Below are 15,090 nucleotides of genomic sequence, written 5' to 3'. Positions count from 1 at the left end.
ACAGGAGACGCAGCCATGGCCACGACCTTGATGACGCCCCCGACGACCACCCCCGGTCAGCCCGGCCCGTCCGAGAAGAACCGGATGAGCGCCAGCTCCCAGAACCGCCTCGGCAACGTGGTCGTGTTCACCGTGCTCGCCGTCGGCTCGCTCGCGATGCTCGCGCCGCTGCTGTGGATGTTCACCACCGCGCTGAAGACCAAGGTGCAGGTGTTCGCGCTCCCCCCGGTCTGGATCCCGGACCCGCCGCAGTGGAACACCTTCGTCCGCATGTGGAGCGAGGCACCGATCCTGTCGGGCTTCCAGAACAGCCTGATCGTCGCGCTCTCGGTGACGGTGGTGGGGTCCCTCACCTCCGCGCTGGCCGCGTTCGCGCTGGCCAAGCTGCGGCTGCCCTACAAGAACGCGATCTTCCTCGTCCTGCTGTCCGGGCTGATGGTGCCGTACCCGACGATCATGATCCCGCAGTTCGTCATGTTCTCCCGGCTGCACTGGGTGGACACCCTGCTGCCGCTGATCGTGCCGCTGCTGTTCGGGAACATCATCATGATCTTCTTCCTGCGGCAGTACCTGTCGAGCGTGCCGGACTCCATGATCGAGGCCGCCAAGATCGACGGCGCCTCCTACCTGCAGATCTTCCGCGTGATGATCATGCCCATGATCCGGCCGGCCATCGCCGCCCAGTTCATCCTCTGGTTCATGGCGATCTGGAACGACTACCTGGCGCCGATCCTGTACTTGAACACCCCCGAGCGGCAGACGCTGCAGGTGGTCATCGCCAACCTCAACGTGGAGTTCGCGACGCAGCGGGACTACCCGCTGATCATGGCCGCGTCCTTCGTGGCGCTGCTGCCGATCCTCATCGTCTTCCTCATCTTCCAGCGGCAGATCATCGAGTCCGTCGCACTCACCGGCTCGAAGGGCTGACCCATGGTTCCCGACACCACCGTCTGGGGCGGTCGGCACGCGCACGACCCGACCGCGGTCCGCGACGACGACGGCACGTACTGGCTGTTCTCCACCGACGCGTGGGCGGACGGTCCGGTGCGGGCGGGCGTGCAGGTGCGCCGCTCGGACGACCTGGTGACCTGGCAGTTCCACGGGTGGGCGCTCGACGGCGTGCCGCCTGCGGGGGCCGACTGGTCCGGCGCCGCCGGGCTGTGGGCACCGGACGTGGTGCGGGTGGGCGACGAGTGGCGGATGTACTGGTCCGCGTCGACGTTCGGCTCGCGCACCTCGGCCATCGGCCTGGCGGTCGCGCCGCACCCGACGGGACCGTGGGAGGACCGCGGGCTGGTGGTGACGAGCCTGCACGACGTCGACGGCCCGAACGCGATCGACGCGAACGCGGTGGTCGACACGGACGGCCGGCACTGGCTGGTCTACGGCTCGTTCTTCGGCGGCATCCACGCGCTCGAGCTCGACCCGGCCTCAGGCCTGTCCGTCGGCGACGCGCCTGGGATCCTGCTCGCCCGGCGGCCGCGCAGCGTCGAGGGAGCGGTGGAGGGCGCGTTCGTCCTGCCCCGCCCGGGCGGCGGCTACGCGCTGGTCCTCTCCTACGACTCGCTGTTCTCCACGTACCACGTGCGGGTGGGCGTCTCCGAGTCCGTGACCGGCCCCTACGTGGACCGCGCCGGCCGCGACCTCACTGACCTGGACGGCGACCCCGCCCTCGTCGGCACCCTCATGCTCGCCGGGCACGCGCTGGCCGGCGGACGCGCGTGGCTGGCCCCCGGGCACGCCTCGGTGCTCACCGACGGCGACCGCCAGCTGCTGGTGCACCACGTCCGGGACGCCGGCGACCCCACCCAGCACGAGGTGCAGGTGCGTCGGCTGGTGTGGACCGCCGACGGCTGGCCGGCCGTGTCGCCGCAGCCCTGGGCCGGCGCCGCGGAGCCCGACGACGTGCGACCCACCGACCCGGCCGCGCTGGCCGGCACCTGGGAGCTCGTGACGTTCGACCAGGCCACCGCCGGCGGGGTCGCGACCTCCCGCACCCTGCAGATCGACGACGCGCTCATCGCGACGATCCGGTCGCGCGGCGACGGGCACTTCACGTCCCCTGCCCTCGAGCTCGTGGTCTTCCCCTCGGTCGACGCGGTGCGCGGCGTCAGCACGCTGTCGTTCGCCGGCCTCGACGCGGACGGCAACGCGACGCTCGGCACCCGGGTGGTGGAGCCGTGAGCAGCCTGCCGACGACGCACGACGACCTCGCGGTCGGCGGCTGGGCCGGGCGCGTGATGGTGTTCCTGCGCGTGGCCACCCAGCTGGTCGCCGTGAACGCGCTGGTCGCGCTCGGCACCCTCGCGGGCGGGATCGTCCTGGGCGCCTACCCGGCGCTCGGCGCGGGCGGCGCGGCACTGGCCAGGCTGGCCGGGGGGACGCCGTCGGAGCACCTCTGGCAGGAGTTCTGGGCCGCGTACCGCGCGGGCTTCCGCCGGCTCAACGTGCTCGGCGCACCGCTCACGGTGGGCTTCCTGCTGCTGGCGCTCGACGCGTCCGTGCTCGCCGCCGCGTCCGCCGGTCCCGCGCGGGCCGCGCTCACCGCCGGCGTCGTGGCGCTCACCGGCTACCTGCTCGTCGCGCTCGCCACGCTGGTGCCGGTCGCGCGCAGGTACGAGGGCGTCCCGGCCGCGCGCACGTGGCGGTTCGTCGCCGTCGCGCCCCTGCTCTCCCCGCTGACGGGCCTGGCCGTGCTGGTCGCGTTCGCCGTGCTGGCGGTCACGTTCACCTACGTCACGGTGCTGCTCCCGCTGGTCGGGCTCAGCCTCCCGCTGCTGGTCAGCGGCTGGCTCGTCGACCAGCGGCTGACCGCGCTCGACGCCCGCGCCGCCTGACCGCCCTCACACGGTCGCGGCGCGCTCCGCATCGCTGGTGGCCGCCGCCTGCTCGCCCAGCGTGGACTCCCGGCCGATGATCTGGAAGTCGGTGATGACCTGCTCGAACGGCCTGCCCGGCTCGACCTCCTCGATGCGCGCCAGCAGCAGGTCCACCGCCGTCGTCGCAATCTGCTCGCGACCGGGGGCCACGGTGGTCAGGGTCGGCGAGGAGTAGGCGGTCTCCTCGATGTCGTCGAAGCCGATCACCGCGATCTGCCCCGGGACGTCGATGCGACGCGCGTGGAGCGCGTGCAGGGCGCCGAGCGCGAGGGCGTCGTTGAGGCCGAACACGGCATCGATCTCGACGCCCGAGTCCAGCAGCCGGTTCATCGTCTCCGCGCCGGTCGCCCGGTGCCACAGGCCTGCCTCGCCGACGAGCGCGGGGTCCACCTCCAGGCCGGCCTCCTCGAGCGCCTGCCGGTAGCCCTGCACACGGAGCGCGGCCGAGCCGACGGTCTCCCCCTCGTGCGCGCCGATCACGGCGATGCGGCGGCGCCCCAGGTCCAGCAGGTGCTGGGTGGCGGCCCGCGCGGCCTCGATGTTGTTCATGGTCACGTGGTCCGCAGGCCCGCCGAAGATGCGCTCGCCCAGCAGGACCATCGGGTAGTCGACCCGGAGCGCCTCGGCGTCCTGCGGGCCGAGCTCCAGCGGCGAGAAGATCAGCCCGTCCGTGAAGTGGCGACGCTGCCCGGAGAGCACCTCGAGCTCGCGCTCGCGCACCGACCCGGTCTGCTCGATGAGGACGGTGAGCCCCCGGGCCTCGGCGGCGCGGATCACCGAGTCCGCGAGCTCGGCGAAGTACGGGAGCGACAGCTCCGGCACCGCGAGGCCGATGATGCCGGTCTTGCCGCGACGCAGGTTCCGCGCCGAGATGTTCACCTGGTACCCGAGGTCGGCGATGGCCTTCTCGACGCGCTCCTTGGTGGCCGGCCGGATGTACTGGTAGCCGTTGACCACGTTGGAGACGGTCTTGATGGACACCCCCGCCCGCGCGGCGACCTCGTGCATCGTCACTGCGGTACCGCGCCTCGCCGTGCTCATCGCGCTCTCCCGATCCGTCCGTGCAGTGTCGAAGGCCAGCGTGGCAGACCCAGCCCCGTCACGGTCGCTCCGCCACGGGCAGCCACACGCGCATCGCTCCAGGTCCGCGGCTCCCCCAGCGGTGGTAGGGCACGGCCCGCAACGTGATCCTCCCGGCCGATGTGCCCGGTCTGGGGGTGCCGACGACTCCGGCGGACGCGGCGCGATAGAGCGGCCCGCCGGTCGCCGGTCGGTGGACCGCGACGGCCTCGACGGTGACCAGCGCGTCGACGCCCGCCACCGGGGGCGCCGCGGACAGCGGGCTGCCGGGCAGCAGGGCGAGGTCCTCGAGCACGACCCCGGACGGCAGCCCGGCCTGCTCGACGCAGTAGACGACCGGCCCCCGGCGCAGCGCCACGCAGCCGCGCGCCGCGTCGACGCGCGGGTGAGCCGCCACGGCGACCACGGGCATGGGGAGCTCGAGCTCGACGCGCCGCACAGGACCGGCCACGCGGACGTAGCCCTGCTCGACGACGACGTCGGTGACCGCTCCGTCGACGACGAGCCGCACCGCCGGTACGTCGGCCCAGGCAGGGATCCGCAGTGCCAGGTCCTGCGCCAGCCCGTCGGGACCGGCGTCGACGACCACCCGCCCGTCCCACGGGTACTCGGTGCGGACCCGCAGCAGGGTGGAGCCCACGGTCACGTCGGCGTCCGCGTACAGGTGCAGCTGCACCCCGTCGGCGTCGCGCGTCGCCACGTAGCCCTGCAGCGAGGCGACCAGCCGCGCGAGGTTCGGGGGGCAGCACGCGCACGCGAACCACGGCAGCCGCTCGGCGGGCGCGAACTCGCTCGAGCCGTCGTGCCCGGTCCGCACCTGCAGCGGGTTGGCGTACAGGAACCCCGTCCCGTCCACCGAGGTCGATGCGGGGATCGCGTTGTAGAGCGTCCGCTCCATCTCGTCGGCGAACCGGCCCTCGCCCGTGAGCAGGAGCATCCGCCACGCCCACTGGAACGTCGCGATCGCGGCGCACGTCTCGGCGTAGGCACGGTCCGGCGGCAGCTCGTAGGGGTCGCCGAACGCCTCGTCCTTGTGCCGCGACCCGGTCCCGCCCGTCACGTACGTGCTGGTGCCCGGCGCCGAGTCCCACAGCCGCAGGAGGTACGCGCGCAGCTCGGGGTCACCGGTCTCGGCGACGACGTCCGCGACACCCGCCGCCAGGTACGCCTGCCGGACCGCGTGCCCGGTCACCTCGGTGACCTCGCGCACCGGCAGGTGGTCCTGGTGGTACGCGGGAGCGAACGGTCCGGACCCGAGCAGGCCGGAGCCGCGCAGGTCCACCTGCCGCCGGGCCAGGTCCAGGTACGACCGCTCGCCCGTGAGCCGGTACAGCTCGACCAGCGCGGTCTCGACCTCGGGGTGTCCGCAGTAACCGTCCTCGCCGCCCTCCCCGAACCGCGCGACGGCCAGGTCCGCGAACCGCCGGGCGACGTCGAGCAGGTCGGTGCGGCCCGTGGTCCGCACGCGTGCCACCGCCGCCTGCACCAGGTGACCGAGCACGTACAGCTCGTGCCCCCAGCGCAGGTCGGCGAACACCTCGTCGCCGCTGTAGAGGGTGTGCAGGTAGCCGTCCTCGCGCTGCGCCGCGGCCAGCAGGTCCACCAGCTCGCGCGCGCGGTCCTCCCACGGCTGGTCGTCGGGCAGCCGGCCGGCCTCCCACGCCAGCGCCTCGAGCGCCTTGTAGACGTCCGAGTCGACGAAGTTGAATCCCCGGTGGGCGGCCTCGGAGCGCCCGACCAGGCGACGGAAGTTGTCGACCGTGCCGGCCGACTCGAGCTGCGCGAGCACGTGCGGGATCGTGGCGTCCCGGTTCACCGACTGCCAGCGGCCCAGGAACGAGCCCGGGTCGAGCGCGACGGCGTCGAACGGGAGGGGCGCCCGGCGGACGACACCGGCTCGCGGCACCGTCGGGCCGTCCACGACCGCGGTCGGCGTCGACATCGGGCTCCTGGTGGCGTGGGGCACACTCGAACTCTACATCGTTGTAGAAGCGTCGGACCTCAGTCCGGGCGACAAACACGACGGGCCCGGCAGATGCCGGGCCCGTACGTCGGAGCAGGCGACCTCGCGGCCGCCCGGGCTCACTTCTTGTTACGACGCTGGTGGCGCGTCTTGCGCAGCAGCTTGCGGTGCTTCTTCTTGGCCATCCGCTTGCGGCGCTTCTTGATGACGGAGCCCATGGGTCCTCACTTCGCTTCCGATGGAGGCCCGGCGACGGGCCGTTCTGGTGGTCGATCGACGCGTAGAAGAGATCGAGTGCAATCGAGTCGCCCACGCACGAACAAAGTCCGAGGCTCTACCTTACGCGATCCGGAGGGTGCCGGACGACGCGCGGGCTCTTACGAGCTCCGTCGGTCCTCGTCGCGCACCTCGACGGCCGGCGACGTGGCGAGATAGTGGTCCAGCGCGTCCTGCGGGACGCGGAACGAGCGGCCGACGCGGACGCCGGGGAGCTCGCCGGAGTGCAGCAGACGGTAGACCGTCATCTTCGAGACGCGCATGACGTCCGCGACCTCGAGCACGGTGAGGAATCGCGTGCGGCCGGGCTGGTCGCGCTGGTCGCTCATGTCGTCACCCGTTCCGCCCGGCGCGCGGCGGGCCCGCGCACCCACCCTGCGGGTGCCGGCTCAGCCTAGTGGCCCCTGGGACGCACGGGAAAGAGGGGACGCCTGGGACTTCGCCCGTGTGGCCCAGCGGCTCAGTCGTGCTCGGGGTCCAGCCCCAGCGACGGGAAGACGGCCGCGCGGGTCGCCCGGATGGTGCGGTCGACGTCGTCCGCGGGGTCGTACCCGCTCGCCCACGGGCTGAACGTCGCGTCGCGGTCGTCGGTCATCCGGTCCGGACCCAGCCGCCCGTACCTCTCCCGCACCAGCGAGCGCCACTCCTCCGGGATCTCGGTGGCGGGGTCGACGGGGTGGTGCGTCGCGATGGCGAGCAGGTGCGTCCACGACCGCGGCACCACGTCGACCACCGCGTAGCCGCCACCGCCGAGCGCCAGCCAGCGACCGCCCGCCACCTCGTGCGCGAGCTCGTGCAACAGCTCCGCGGCCCGCCGCTGGCCGTCCAGGCTCACCCGCAGATGCGTGAGGGGGTCGAGGGTGTGCGTGTCGCAGCCGTGCTGGGTGACCAGCACGTCCGGGGCGAACTCGCGCACCACGGCGGGGACCACGGCGTCGATGGCCCGGAGCCAGCCGGCGTCGCCCGTGCCGGACGGCAGCGCGACGTTGACGGACGTGCCCTCGGCGCCGAGCCCGCCGGTCTCGCGCGCGTGTCCCGTGCCCGGGAACAGGGCGTGACCGGTCTCGTGCAGCGAGACGGTGAGCACGCGGGGGTCGTCCCAGAACACCGACTGGACGCCGTCCCCGTGGTGCGCGTCGATGTCGACGTAGGCCACGCGCTCCGCCCCGGCGTCCAGCAGCGCCACGATGGCCACCGCCGCGTCGTTGTAGACGCAGAACCCCGACGCCGCCGACGGCATCGCGTGGTGCAGGCCACCGGTGACGTTGACGGCGTGCTCCGCCCGTCCCTCCCAGACGGCGAGCGCCGAGTCGACCGACCCCTGGACCACCATGGCGGAGGCCTCGTGCATGTGCGGGAAGACGGGGTCGTCGCTGGAGCCCAGGCCGAACGAGAGGTCGGGGGTGCCGTCGTCGGACGCCCGGTGCACCGCGGCGACGTAGGCGGGGTCGTGCACGGTCTGCAGGAGCTCGTCCGAGGCCTCCTTCGCGCCCACCAGCTCCACGTCGGGCCCGGTGAGCAGGCCGAGGGACTCGGCCAGCCGGATGGTGAGGTCCAGCCGCTCCGACGTCATGGGGTGCCCGTGGCCGAAGTCGTACGCGAGCATCTCGCGCGACCAGACCACGCGCACGGGTGCCGACGACGTCATGGGCTCACCGTCGCACCCGACGCTCCCGCTGTCGATCCGACGCGGCCGTGCCCGTCGCGCGCCTGTCGGGTCGAACCACACGCCCGGGGCGTGCCAGAGTTGCCCCGACCGGCGAGCGCCGGGCCGGTTGCGGGAGGTGTGATGGCGCGGGGTGGCCCGGGCGTGGCGTGGCGGTGGCGTGAGTACGTCGACCGCTCCGCACGGCAGTCCCCCGCCCGCCTCGCCCTCGGCGTGTTCGCCCTCGTGATCGCGGGGGTCACCGCCGGCCTCTACGCACCGTGGGCGACCGCGAGCGGCCGTCAGGCGCCGTTCGTCGACGCGCTGTTCACCGCGGCGTCCGCCAGCACCGTCACCGGCCTGGTCGTGGTCCCCACCGGCGAGTACTGGTCGACCTGGGGCCTGGTCGTCATCCTGATCGCCATCCAGATCGGCGGCCTCGGCGTCATGACGCTCGCGTCGCTGCTCGGCATGGCGGTGTCCCGGCGGATCGGCCTCACGCAGCGCCTGCTCGTCTCGTCGGAGACCAAGGAGACGCGGCTCGGCGAGGTCGGCTCGCTGGTCAGGACCGTCATCATCACGTCCGTCTCCCTCGAGCTGATCATCGCGATCGTGCTCTTCCCGCGGTTCCTCATGTTCGACGAGGACCTGGGTGAGGCGGCGTGGCACTCGATCTTCTACGCGGTCTCGTCGTTCAACAACGCCGGCTTCGTGCCCACCCCGTACGGGCTCGAGCCCTTCGTGTCGGACTGGTGGGTGCTGATGCCGATCATCGTCGGCGTCTTCATCGGCTCGCTCGGGTTCCCCGTCATCCTCAACGTGGCCCGCAACCTGCGCGAGCCGCGCCGCTGGAGCCTGCACTCCAAGCTGACCGTGACCACCAGCCTCGGCCTCGTGGTCGCGGGGTCGATCCTCGTCGCCGCGTTCGAGTGGACCAACCCGGGCACGTTCAAGCCGCTGGGCCCCAGCGCCACCGCGCTCGCCTCGCTGTTCGCCGGCGTCATGCCGCGGTCGGGCGGGTTCTCGACAGTGAACGTCGGGGAGATGCACGAGAGCACGTGGCTGCTCATGGACGCCCTGATGTTCGTCGGTGGCGGCTCGGCCTCCACCGCGGGCGGCATCAAGGTCACGACGCTCGCCGTGATGCTGCTCGCGATCCTGGCCGAGGGGCGCGGCGACAAGGACGTCGAGGCCTACGGGCGGCGGATCCCGCGCGAGGCCCTGCAGGTCGCGATCGCCGTCTCGCTGGTCTCGGCCACACTGGTGCTGGTCTCGTCGCTGCTTCTCCTGGCCATCACCAACCTCACCCTGGACAAGGTGCTCTTCGAGGTCATCTCCGCGTTCGCCACGTGCGGCCTGTCCACCGGCATCACGCCGACCCTGCCGACCCCGGCGAAGTACGTGCTCACCGTGCTCATGTTCATCGGCCGGACCGGCACGATGACGCTTGCGGCCGCGCTCGCGCTGCGCAACCGTCGTCGGGTGATCCGGCTACCAGAAGAGAGGCCGATCATTGGCTGACAGATTCGGCGACTCGCTCAAGGGGCCGCAGAACGCACCGCGCACACCCAAGAAGGACTCGGGCGTGCTCGTCATCGGGCTCGGCCGGTTCGGGTCCGCCATCGCGGCGACCCTGGACCGGCTCGGCCAGGACGTGCTCGCCGTCGAGCGCAACCCGGAGCTGGTGGCCCAGTGGGCCGGCCGGGTCGCGCTCGTCGAGGCCGACGCCGCCAACCCCGAGGCCCTCGAGCAGCTCGGGGCGCGCGAGTTCCCCGTGGCCGTCGTCGGCGTCGGGTCCTACCTCGAGGCGTCCGTCCTGATCACCGGCAACCTGGTCGACATCGGCGTGCCGCAGATCTGGGCCAAGGCCGTCAGCAACGAGCACGCGCGCATCCTGCAGCGCATCGGCGCGCACCACGTGGTGCTCCCCGAGGCCGACGCCGGCGCGCGCGTGGCCCACCTGGTGTCCGGCAAGCTGCTCGACTACATCGAGGTCGAGGACGGGTTCACCATCGTGAAGATGCGCCCGCCGAAGGAGACGCAGGGGTTCACGCTCGCGCAGTCGAAGGTGCGCGAGCGCTACGGCGTGACCGTGATCGGGGTGAAGAGCCCCGGCATCGACTTCGTGTACGCGACTCCGGAGACCCGCCTGTCGCAGAACGACCTGATCATCGTCTCGGGCCACGCCGACCTGCTGGAGCGCTTCGCGGCACGGCCGTGACCCACACAAGGCCCTCACTCCCGCACGCGCTCGCAGGACGGCGAACTCGGTGGTTCGCGCCGAGCTCGGTGGCTAGAGCTACCGAGCTCGGCGCGGATCACCGATCTCGCGCGCGGGCGGGGACAGAGGTGCGCGGGGTGGGCGGCGGTGCGCTCAGCGGCGGCGGATCACCAGGAGGCGCTGCAGGACCACGAAGATCAGCAGCAGCGCGCCGATGAAGATCTTGGTCCACCACGAGCTGAGCGTGCCCTGGAACGTGATGATCGTCTGGATCAGACCCAGCACCAGCACGCCGAGCACCGACCCGAGCACGAAGCCGCTGCCGCCCGTGAGCAGCGTCCCGCCGATGACCACCGCGGCGATGGCGTCGAGCTCCATGCCGACGCCGGTCAGGGCGTACCCCGAGCGCGAGAAGATCGCGAACAGCAGGCCGCCGAGCCCCGCGCAGGTCCCGCTGATGACGTAGACCAGCACCTTGGTGCGCGCGACCGGCAGGCCCATGAGCTTCGCGGACTGCTCGCTGCCCCCGATCGCGTACACGGTGCGGCCGAACCGGGTGTAGTGCAGCGTCACGAAGGCGATCGCCACGACCGCCAGCGCGATGACGCCGCTCGGGGTGATCACCAGGCCGTCCTCGGTCCCCCAGCGGGTGCGGGCCAGGGCGACGATGGTCGGGTCGGTGATCGGGATCGACTCGGGCGCCACGATGTAGCACAGACCCCGCGCCAGGAACATCGCCGCCAGGGTGGCGATGAAGGGTTGTATCTCGAACACGTGGACCATCACCCCGACGGCCAGGCCGATGACCGTGCCGACGAGGATGACCAGCGGGATCGCCACGGCGGCGCCGTAGCCGTGCGAGAACATCCACGCGGCGACGCACCCCGACAGCGCGACGACGGCGCCGACGGACAGGTCGATGCCCCCGGTGAGGATCACGAACGTCATGCCGACGGCGATCACCACGAGGAACGAGTTGTTGATGAGCACGTTGGCCATCACGCGGCCGGTGAGGAAGTTCTCGTACCGCGAGCCGCCGATGGCCAGCATGATGATCAGGACGACCACGGTGCCGATGACCGGCAGGTAGCGCTCGTCGACGCGGAACCGCCGGACGCGGGAGCCCAGGGACGGCGGGGCGTCGGCGGGCCGGGTGAGCTGGTCGGTGGTCATCAGGCCGGGACCTCCACAGGAGCAGGGGCGACAGCTCGTCTGCGGGCCCGCATCTTGTGCCTGACCACCGGCGACTGCAGCAGGCAGACCAGGATGACGACGAGCGCCTTGAACAGGGACACCGCGTTGGCGGGGATGCCCAGGATGGTCACCGAGAAGGTCAGCGTGGTGATCACGAGGACGCCGACGAGCGTGCCGACCAGCGAGAACTTGCCGCCGGCCAGCGAGGTGCCGCCGATGACGACCGCGAGGATCGCGTCGAGCTCGATGAACAGCCCGGCGTTGTTGGCGTCGGCCGCCATGATGTCGGAGCTGCGGATGAACCCGGCGACGCACGCGAAGAACGCGCACAGGATGTAGACGGTCCAGATGATCGTCCGCGCGCGCACGCCCGCCAGCCGCGAGGCGACCGGGTTGATGCCGACCGACTCGATGAGCACGCCGAGCGCCGTGCGCCGGGTGATCAGCGCGGTGACGAGGAAGAAGAACCCGGCGATCAGCGCGGCGACGGGCAGCCCCAGCCAGTAGCCGGTGGCGATCGTCTTGTAGGGCGCGCTGGTCACGGTGGTGATCTGACCGCCGGTGATGAGCATCGCGATGCCCCGGCCGGCCGTCATGATCACGAGGGTCGCGATGATCGGCTGGATCCCGACGACGGCGACGAGGAACCCGTTGAACACGCCGATGAGCAGGCACACGAGCACGGCACTGCCGATCGCGGACAGGACGACGGCCAGCGACCCCGGGTCGTCGGACGCGGCGATCTGGGACAGCGCGACCGCGCCGGCGATCGCCATCACGGCGCCGACGGACAGGTCGATGCCCCGCGTGGCGATGACGAGCGTCATGCCCAGCGCCACCAGCAGCAGCACGCTGGACCGCCGCAGGATGTCGATCGGCCCCCCGTACAGGTGCCCGTCGCGCACGGCGATGTCCAGGAACGTGTTCGACTTGAGCACGCAGGCCAGCAGCAGCACGGCCAGCGCGACGACGGGCCAGAACAACCGGTGCCGGGTGACGGCTCCGACGGCGCTCATGACTGCCCTCCGCTCGCGATGAGGTGGACGACGTCGTCGGTGGTGACGTCGTCGGAGTTGGTGATCTGGGCGACGAGCCTGCGGTCGCGCAGCACGGCGATGCGGTGCGAGAGGCGCAGCACCTCCTCGAGCTCGGCGGAGATGAACACGACCGCCATGCCCTGCGCCGCCAGGTCCGCGACGAGCCGCTGGATCTCGGCCTTGGCGCCGACGTCGATGCCGCGGGTGGGCTCGTCGAGCAGCAGGAGCTTCGGGGCCGTGGCCAGCCAGCGCGCGAGCAGCACCTTCTGCTGGTTGCCGCCGGACAGGTTGCCCGCGATCGCGTCGGGGTTGGCGGGCCGGATGCCGAGGGCCTCGATGTAGCGGTTCACCACCTCGTCGGACTTGCGCTTCGAGATCCGGCGCAGCCAGCCGCGGTCGGCCTGGAGGCCGAGCACGATGTTCTCCCGCACGGTCAGGTCGCCGACGATGCCCTCGGTCTTGCGGCTCTCCGAGGAGTAGACGATGCCGCGCGACAGGGCCGTGCGCGGGGTCCGCATCTTCGTGGGCGTCCCCTCCACGCGGATCTCGCCGGTGTCCGCGTGGTCGGCGCCGTAGAGCAGGCGAGCGAGCTCCGTGCGGCCCGAACCGAGCAGACCCGCGAGCCCGACGACCTCGCCGGCATAGACGTCGAGGTCGAACGGCTCGATCGTGCCCTTGCGGCCGAGGCCGATGGCCTGCACGTACGGCTGGGTGTCCGCGCGCTCGGCGACCGAGCGCTTGGGTGCCTCCTCGAGCTGCTCGAGCACCTCGAGCGCCCGGCCGATCATCTTCTGCACGAGCTCGACGCGGGGCAGCTCCGCCGTCAGGTACTCCCCGACGAGCGCGCCGTTGCGCAGGACCGTCATGCGGTCGCTGATCTCGTACACCTGGTCGAGGAAGTGCGAGACGAACAGGATGGCGACGCCGCGGCGGCGCAGGTCGCGCACCACGCGGAACAGCCGGGCCACCTCGTCGGCGTCGAGGCTGGACGTCGGCTCGTCGAGGATGAGCACACGGGCGTCGACGACCATCGCGCGCGAGATCGCGACCAGCTGCTGCACGGCCAGCGAGTGAGCAGACAGCGACGACTTCGGGTCGATGTCGAGGTTCATGGTCCGCAGGTGCTCGCGGGCGGCCGCGCGGGTGCGCCGCCAGTCGACGACGCCGGCCCGGCGCACCTCGTGGCCGAGCATGATGTTCTCCGCCACGGACAGGTTGTCGCAGAGGTTGACCTCTTGGTAGACGGTGCTGATCCCCGCGGCCTGCGCCTGCGCGGGACCGGCGAAGGTGCGCTCCTGGCCGTCGATGACGATCTGGCCGGAGTCGATCGTGTACACGCCGGTGAGGGCCTTGATCAGGGTGGACTTGCCGGCGCCGTTCTCGCCCATCAGGGCGTGCACCTCGCCGGGGAACAGCCGGAAGTCGACGCCGTCCAGCGCCTTGACCCCGGGGAAGGTGATGGAGATCCCCGACATCGCCACGATCGGGGCGGCGTCCGGGGTGCTCACAGCAGTGTCGTCGGTCATCGTCGACCTTTCGTCCGAGCCGGTCCCACGGTACCGGCAGGGCGGTGCTGCCCGGGGGGACGTGGACGTCCCCCCGGGCAGCGGGGGCGGGTCGGGTCAGTACTGCCGGTCGGCCAGTACTGCCTGGGCACCTGCCTGGTCGAACGCCTCGTCCTTGGTGACGATGCGCGGCTCGACGGTGCCGCCCTCGTCGAGGGTCTTGATGATGTCGGCGAGGTCCGGGCCGAGCAGCGGGTTGCACTCGACGATGTAGCTGATCTCGCCGGCGGCGAGGGCGGTCATGCCGTCCTTGACGCCGTCGATGGTGACGACCTTGATGTCCTGACCGGGCACCTTGCCGGCCGCCTTGATCGCCTCGATGGCGCCGAGGCCCATGTCGTCGTTGTGCGCGTACACGACGTCGATGTCGGGGTAGGCCTGCAGGAAGCCCTCCATGACCGTCTTGCCCTCGGCGCGCGTGAAGTTGCCGGTCTCCGAGGCGATCACCGAGATGTTGTCGTTGCCGGCGATGGCGTCCTCGAACCCGGTCTTGCGGTCGATCGCGGGCGCGGAGCCCGTGGTGCCCTGCAGCTCGACGACGTTGATGGGCTCGGTGCCGAGGTTCTCGGACACCCAGTCACCGATGCGCTTGCCCTCCTCGACGAAGTCGGAGCCGATGAACGTCACGTAGAGCGACGTGTCCTCGGAGTCGACCGCGCGGTCGGTGAGGATGACCGGGATGCCGGCGTCCTTTGCCTCTTCGAGCACGCTGTCCCAGCCGGACTCGACCACCGGGGAGAACGCGATGTAGTCGACGCCCTGCGCGATGTAGGACCGGATCGCCTGGATCTGGTTCTCCTGCTTCTGCTGGGCGTCGGAGAAGCTGAGCTTGAAGCCTGCGTCCTCCGTGAGTGCGTCCTGGATCGACTTGGTGTTGGCGGCACGCCAGCCGCTCTCGGCACCGACCTGGCTGAAGCCGACGGAGATCGCGCCGTCGCCGCCGCCGTCGCCGCCTGCGGTCTCCCCGTCGCCGGAGTCTCCGCTGCCGCTGCATGCTGCGAGCCCGAGTGCGAGCACCGCGATGCCTGCGGCGATCGATCGTGTCCTGAACATCTTGCTGACCATCTGCTTCTCCTCCTCGAGAAACGCACTCGCTCGCGGACCCGACCCACGCCGGTCGGCCCACGTCGCGCACCCGGGGCACCGGGGCACGAGTCCTGCCGGACCGAGGTCCAGTAGGTGGTTCGCCTGATGTTAGCGCTCACATTCCGTCAGTTGTCGCGATTGTCA

At 71.6% G+C, this 15,090-nt stretch carries 14 protein-coding genes; 5 read left to right on the top strand and 9 right to left on the bottom strand.

Features of this window, described 5'->3' with window-relative positions; all coding sequences use genetic code 11:
* Window positions 1–15 precede the first annotated feature (15 nt).
* From AC1DXT_RS10410 to AC1DXT_RS10400, 3 genes are read left to right on the top strand one after another with little or no spacing between them, the layout of a single operon-like run.
* The gene (locus tag AC1DXT_RS10410; protein ID WP_477061281.1) at window positions 16–927 is read left to right on the top strand and encodes a carbohydrate ABC transporter permease; all 912 of its coding nucleotides are present in this window, start codon (window positions 16–18) and stop codon (window positions 925–927) included.
* Window positions 928–930: 3 nt separating this feature from the next.
* Entirely contained in the window at window positions 931–2,184 is a 1,254-nt protein-coding gene (locus AC1DXT_RS10405; RefSeq protein ID WP_477061280.1) for an arabinan endo-1,5-alpha-L-arabinosidase, read from the top strand.
* A complete protein-coding gene (locus AC1DXT_RS10400) occupies window positions 2,181–2,837 on the top strand; it encodes a DUF624 domain-containing protein (RefSeq protein WP_477061279.1) in 657 nt (218 codons plus the stop codon). The genes AC1DXT_RS10405 and AC1DXT_RS10400 overlap by 4 nt, the downstream gene beginning before the upstream one ends.
* A 6-nt stretch (window positions 2,838–2,843) precedes the next feature.
* Here AC1DXT_RS10400 and AC1DXT_RS10395 read toward each other — a convergent pair whose 3' ends face one another.
* The 5 genes from AC1DXT_RS10395 to AC1DXT_RS10375 all read right to left on the bottom strand — a co-directional run bounded on the left by AC1DXT_RS10395 (window position 2,844) and on the right by AC1DXT_RS10375 (window position 7,846).
* Window positions 2,844–3,920, bottom strand: a complete 1,077-nt coding sequence (locus tag AC1DXT_RS10395) for a LacI family DNA-binding transcriptional regulator (RefSeq protein ID WP_477061278.1) — start codon at window positions 3,918–3,920, stop codon at window positions 2,844–2,846.
* A gap of 58 nt (window positions 3,921–3,978) precedes the next feature.
* A complete protein-coding gene (locus AC1DXT_RS10390; protein WP_477061277.1) occupies window positions 3,979–5,901 on the bottom strand; it encodes a glycoside hydrolase family 127 protein in 1,923 nt (640 codons plus the stop codon).
* A gap of 140 nt (window positions 5,902–6,041) precedes the next feature.
* Window positions 6,042–6,140: a 30S ribosomal protein bS22 gene (locus AC1DXT_RS10385; protein WP_003792170.1), complete on the bottom strand. Its 99-nt coding sequence runs from the start codon at window positions 6,138–6,140 to the stop codon at window positions 6,042–6,044.
* 159 nt (window positions 6,141–6,299) lie between these two features.
* Window positions 6,300–6,527 (bottom strand): helix-turn-helix domain-containing protein, encoded by a 228-nt coding sequence (locus AC1DXT_RS10380; RefSeq protein WP_477061276.1) that lies wholly within the window; start codon window positions 6,525–6,527, stop codon window positions 6,300–6,302.
* A gap of 131 nt (window positions 6,528–6,658) precedes the next feature.
* Entirely contained in the window at window positions 6,659–7,846 is a 1,188-nt protein-coding gene (locus tag AC1DXT_RS10375; protein ID WP_477061275.1) for an acetoin utilization protein AcuC, read from the bottom strand.
* Window positions 7,847–7,987: 141 nt separating this feature from the next.
* Here AC1DXT_RS10375 and AC1DXT_RS10370 point away from each other — a divergent pair, with 141 nt between their 5' ends.
* Together AC1DXT_RS10370 and AC1DXT_RS10365 are read left to right on the top strand one after the other, a co-directional pair.
* Window positions 7,988–9,364 carry a TrkH family potassium uptake protein gene (locus AC1DXT_RS10370; RefSeq protein WP_477061274.1) on the top strand — a complete coding sequence of 459 codons (1,377 nt, stop codon included), beginning with the start codon at window positions 7,988–7,990 and terminating at the stop codon, window positions 9,362–9,364.
* The gene (locus AC1DXT_RS10365) at window positions 9,357–10,064 is read left to right on the top strand and encodes a potassium channel family protein (RefSeq protein ID WP_056088635.1); all 708 of its coding nucleotides are present in this window, start codon (window positions 9,357–9,359) and stop codon (window positions 10,062–10,064) included. The genes AC1DXT_RS10370 and AC1DXT_RS10365 overlap by 8 nt, the downstream gene beginning before the upstream one ends.
* 153 nt (window positions 10,065–10,217) lie before the next feature.
* On the opposite strand, the gene yjfF is transcribed toward AC1DXT_RS10365, so the two are convergent.
* From yjfF to AC1DXT_RS10345, 4 genes are all read right to left on the bottom strand, one after another.
* Entirely contained in the window at window positions 10,218–11,237 is a 1,020-nt protein-coding gene (gene yjfF / locus AC1DXT_RS10360; RefSeq protein WP_477061273.1) for a galactofuranose ABC transporter, permease protein YjfF, read from the bottom strand.
* On the bottom strand, window positions 11,237–12,274 hold the full coding sequence (locus AC1DXT_RS10355; RefSeq protein WP_477061272.1) for an ABC transporter permease: 1,038 nt from the start codon (window positions 12,272–12,274) through the stop codon (window positions 11,237–11,239). The genes yjfF and AC1DXT_RS10355 overlap by 1 nt, the downstream gene beginning before the upstream one ends.
* Complete coding sequence (locus tag AC1DXT_RS10350) at window positions 12,271–13,821, bottom strand: sugar ABC transporter ATP-binding protein (protein ID WP_477061271.1); 1,551 nt, start codon at window positions 13,819–13,821, stop codon at window positions 12,271–12,273. The genes AC1DXT_RS10355 and AC1DXT_RS10350 overlap by 4 nt, the downstream gene beginning before the upstream one ends.
* A 96-nt stretch (window positions 13,822–13,917) precedes the next feature.
* Window positions 13,918–14,913 carry an ABC transporter substrate-binding protein gene (locus AC1DXT_RS10345; RefSeq protein ID WP_477061270.1) on the bottom strand — a complete coding sequence of 332 codons (996 nt, stop codon included), beginning with the start codon at window positions 14,911–14,913 and terminating at the stop codon, window positions 13,918–13,920.
* Window positions 14,914–15,090 lie beyond the last annotated feature (177 nt).

Source organism: Cellulomonas sp. P1_G12_2 (genome assembly GCF_056405535.1).
This window is presented reverse-complemented; position numbering and strand designations above follow the sequence as displayed.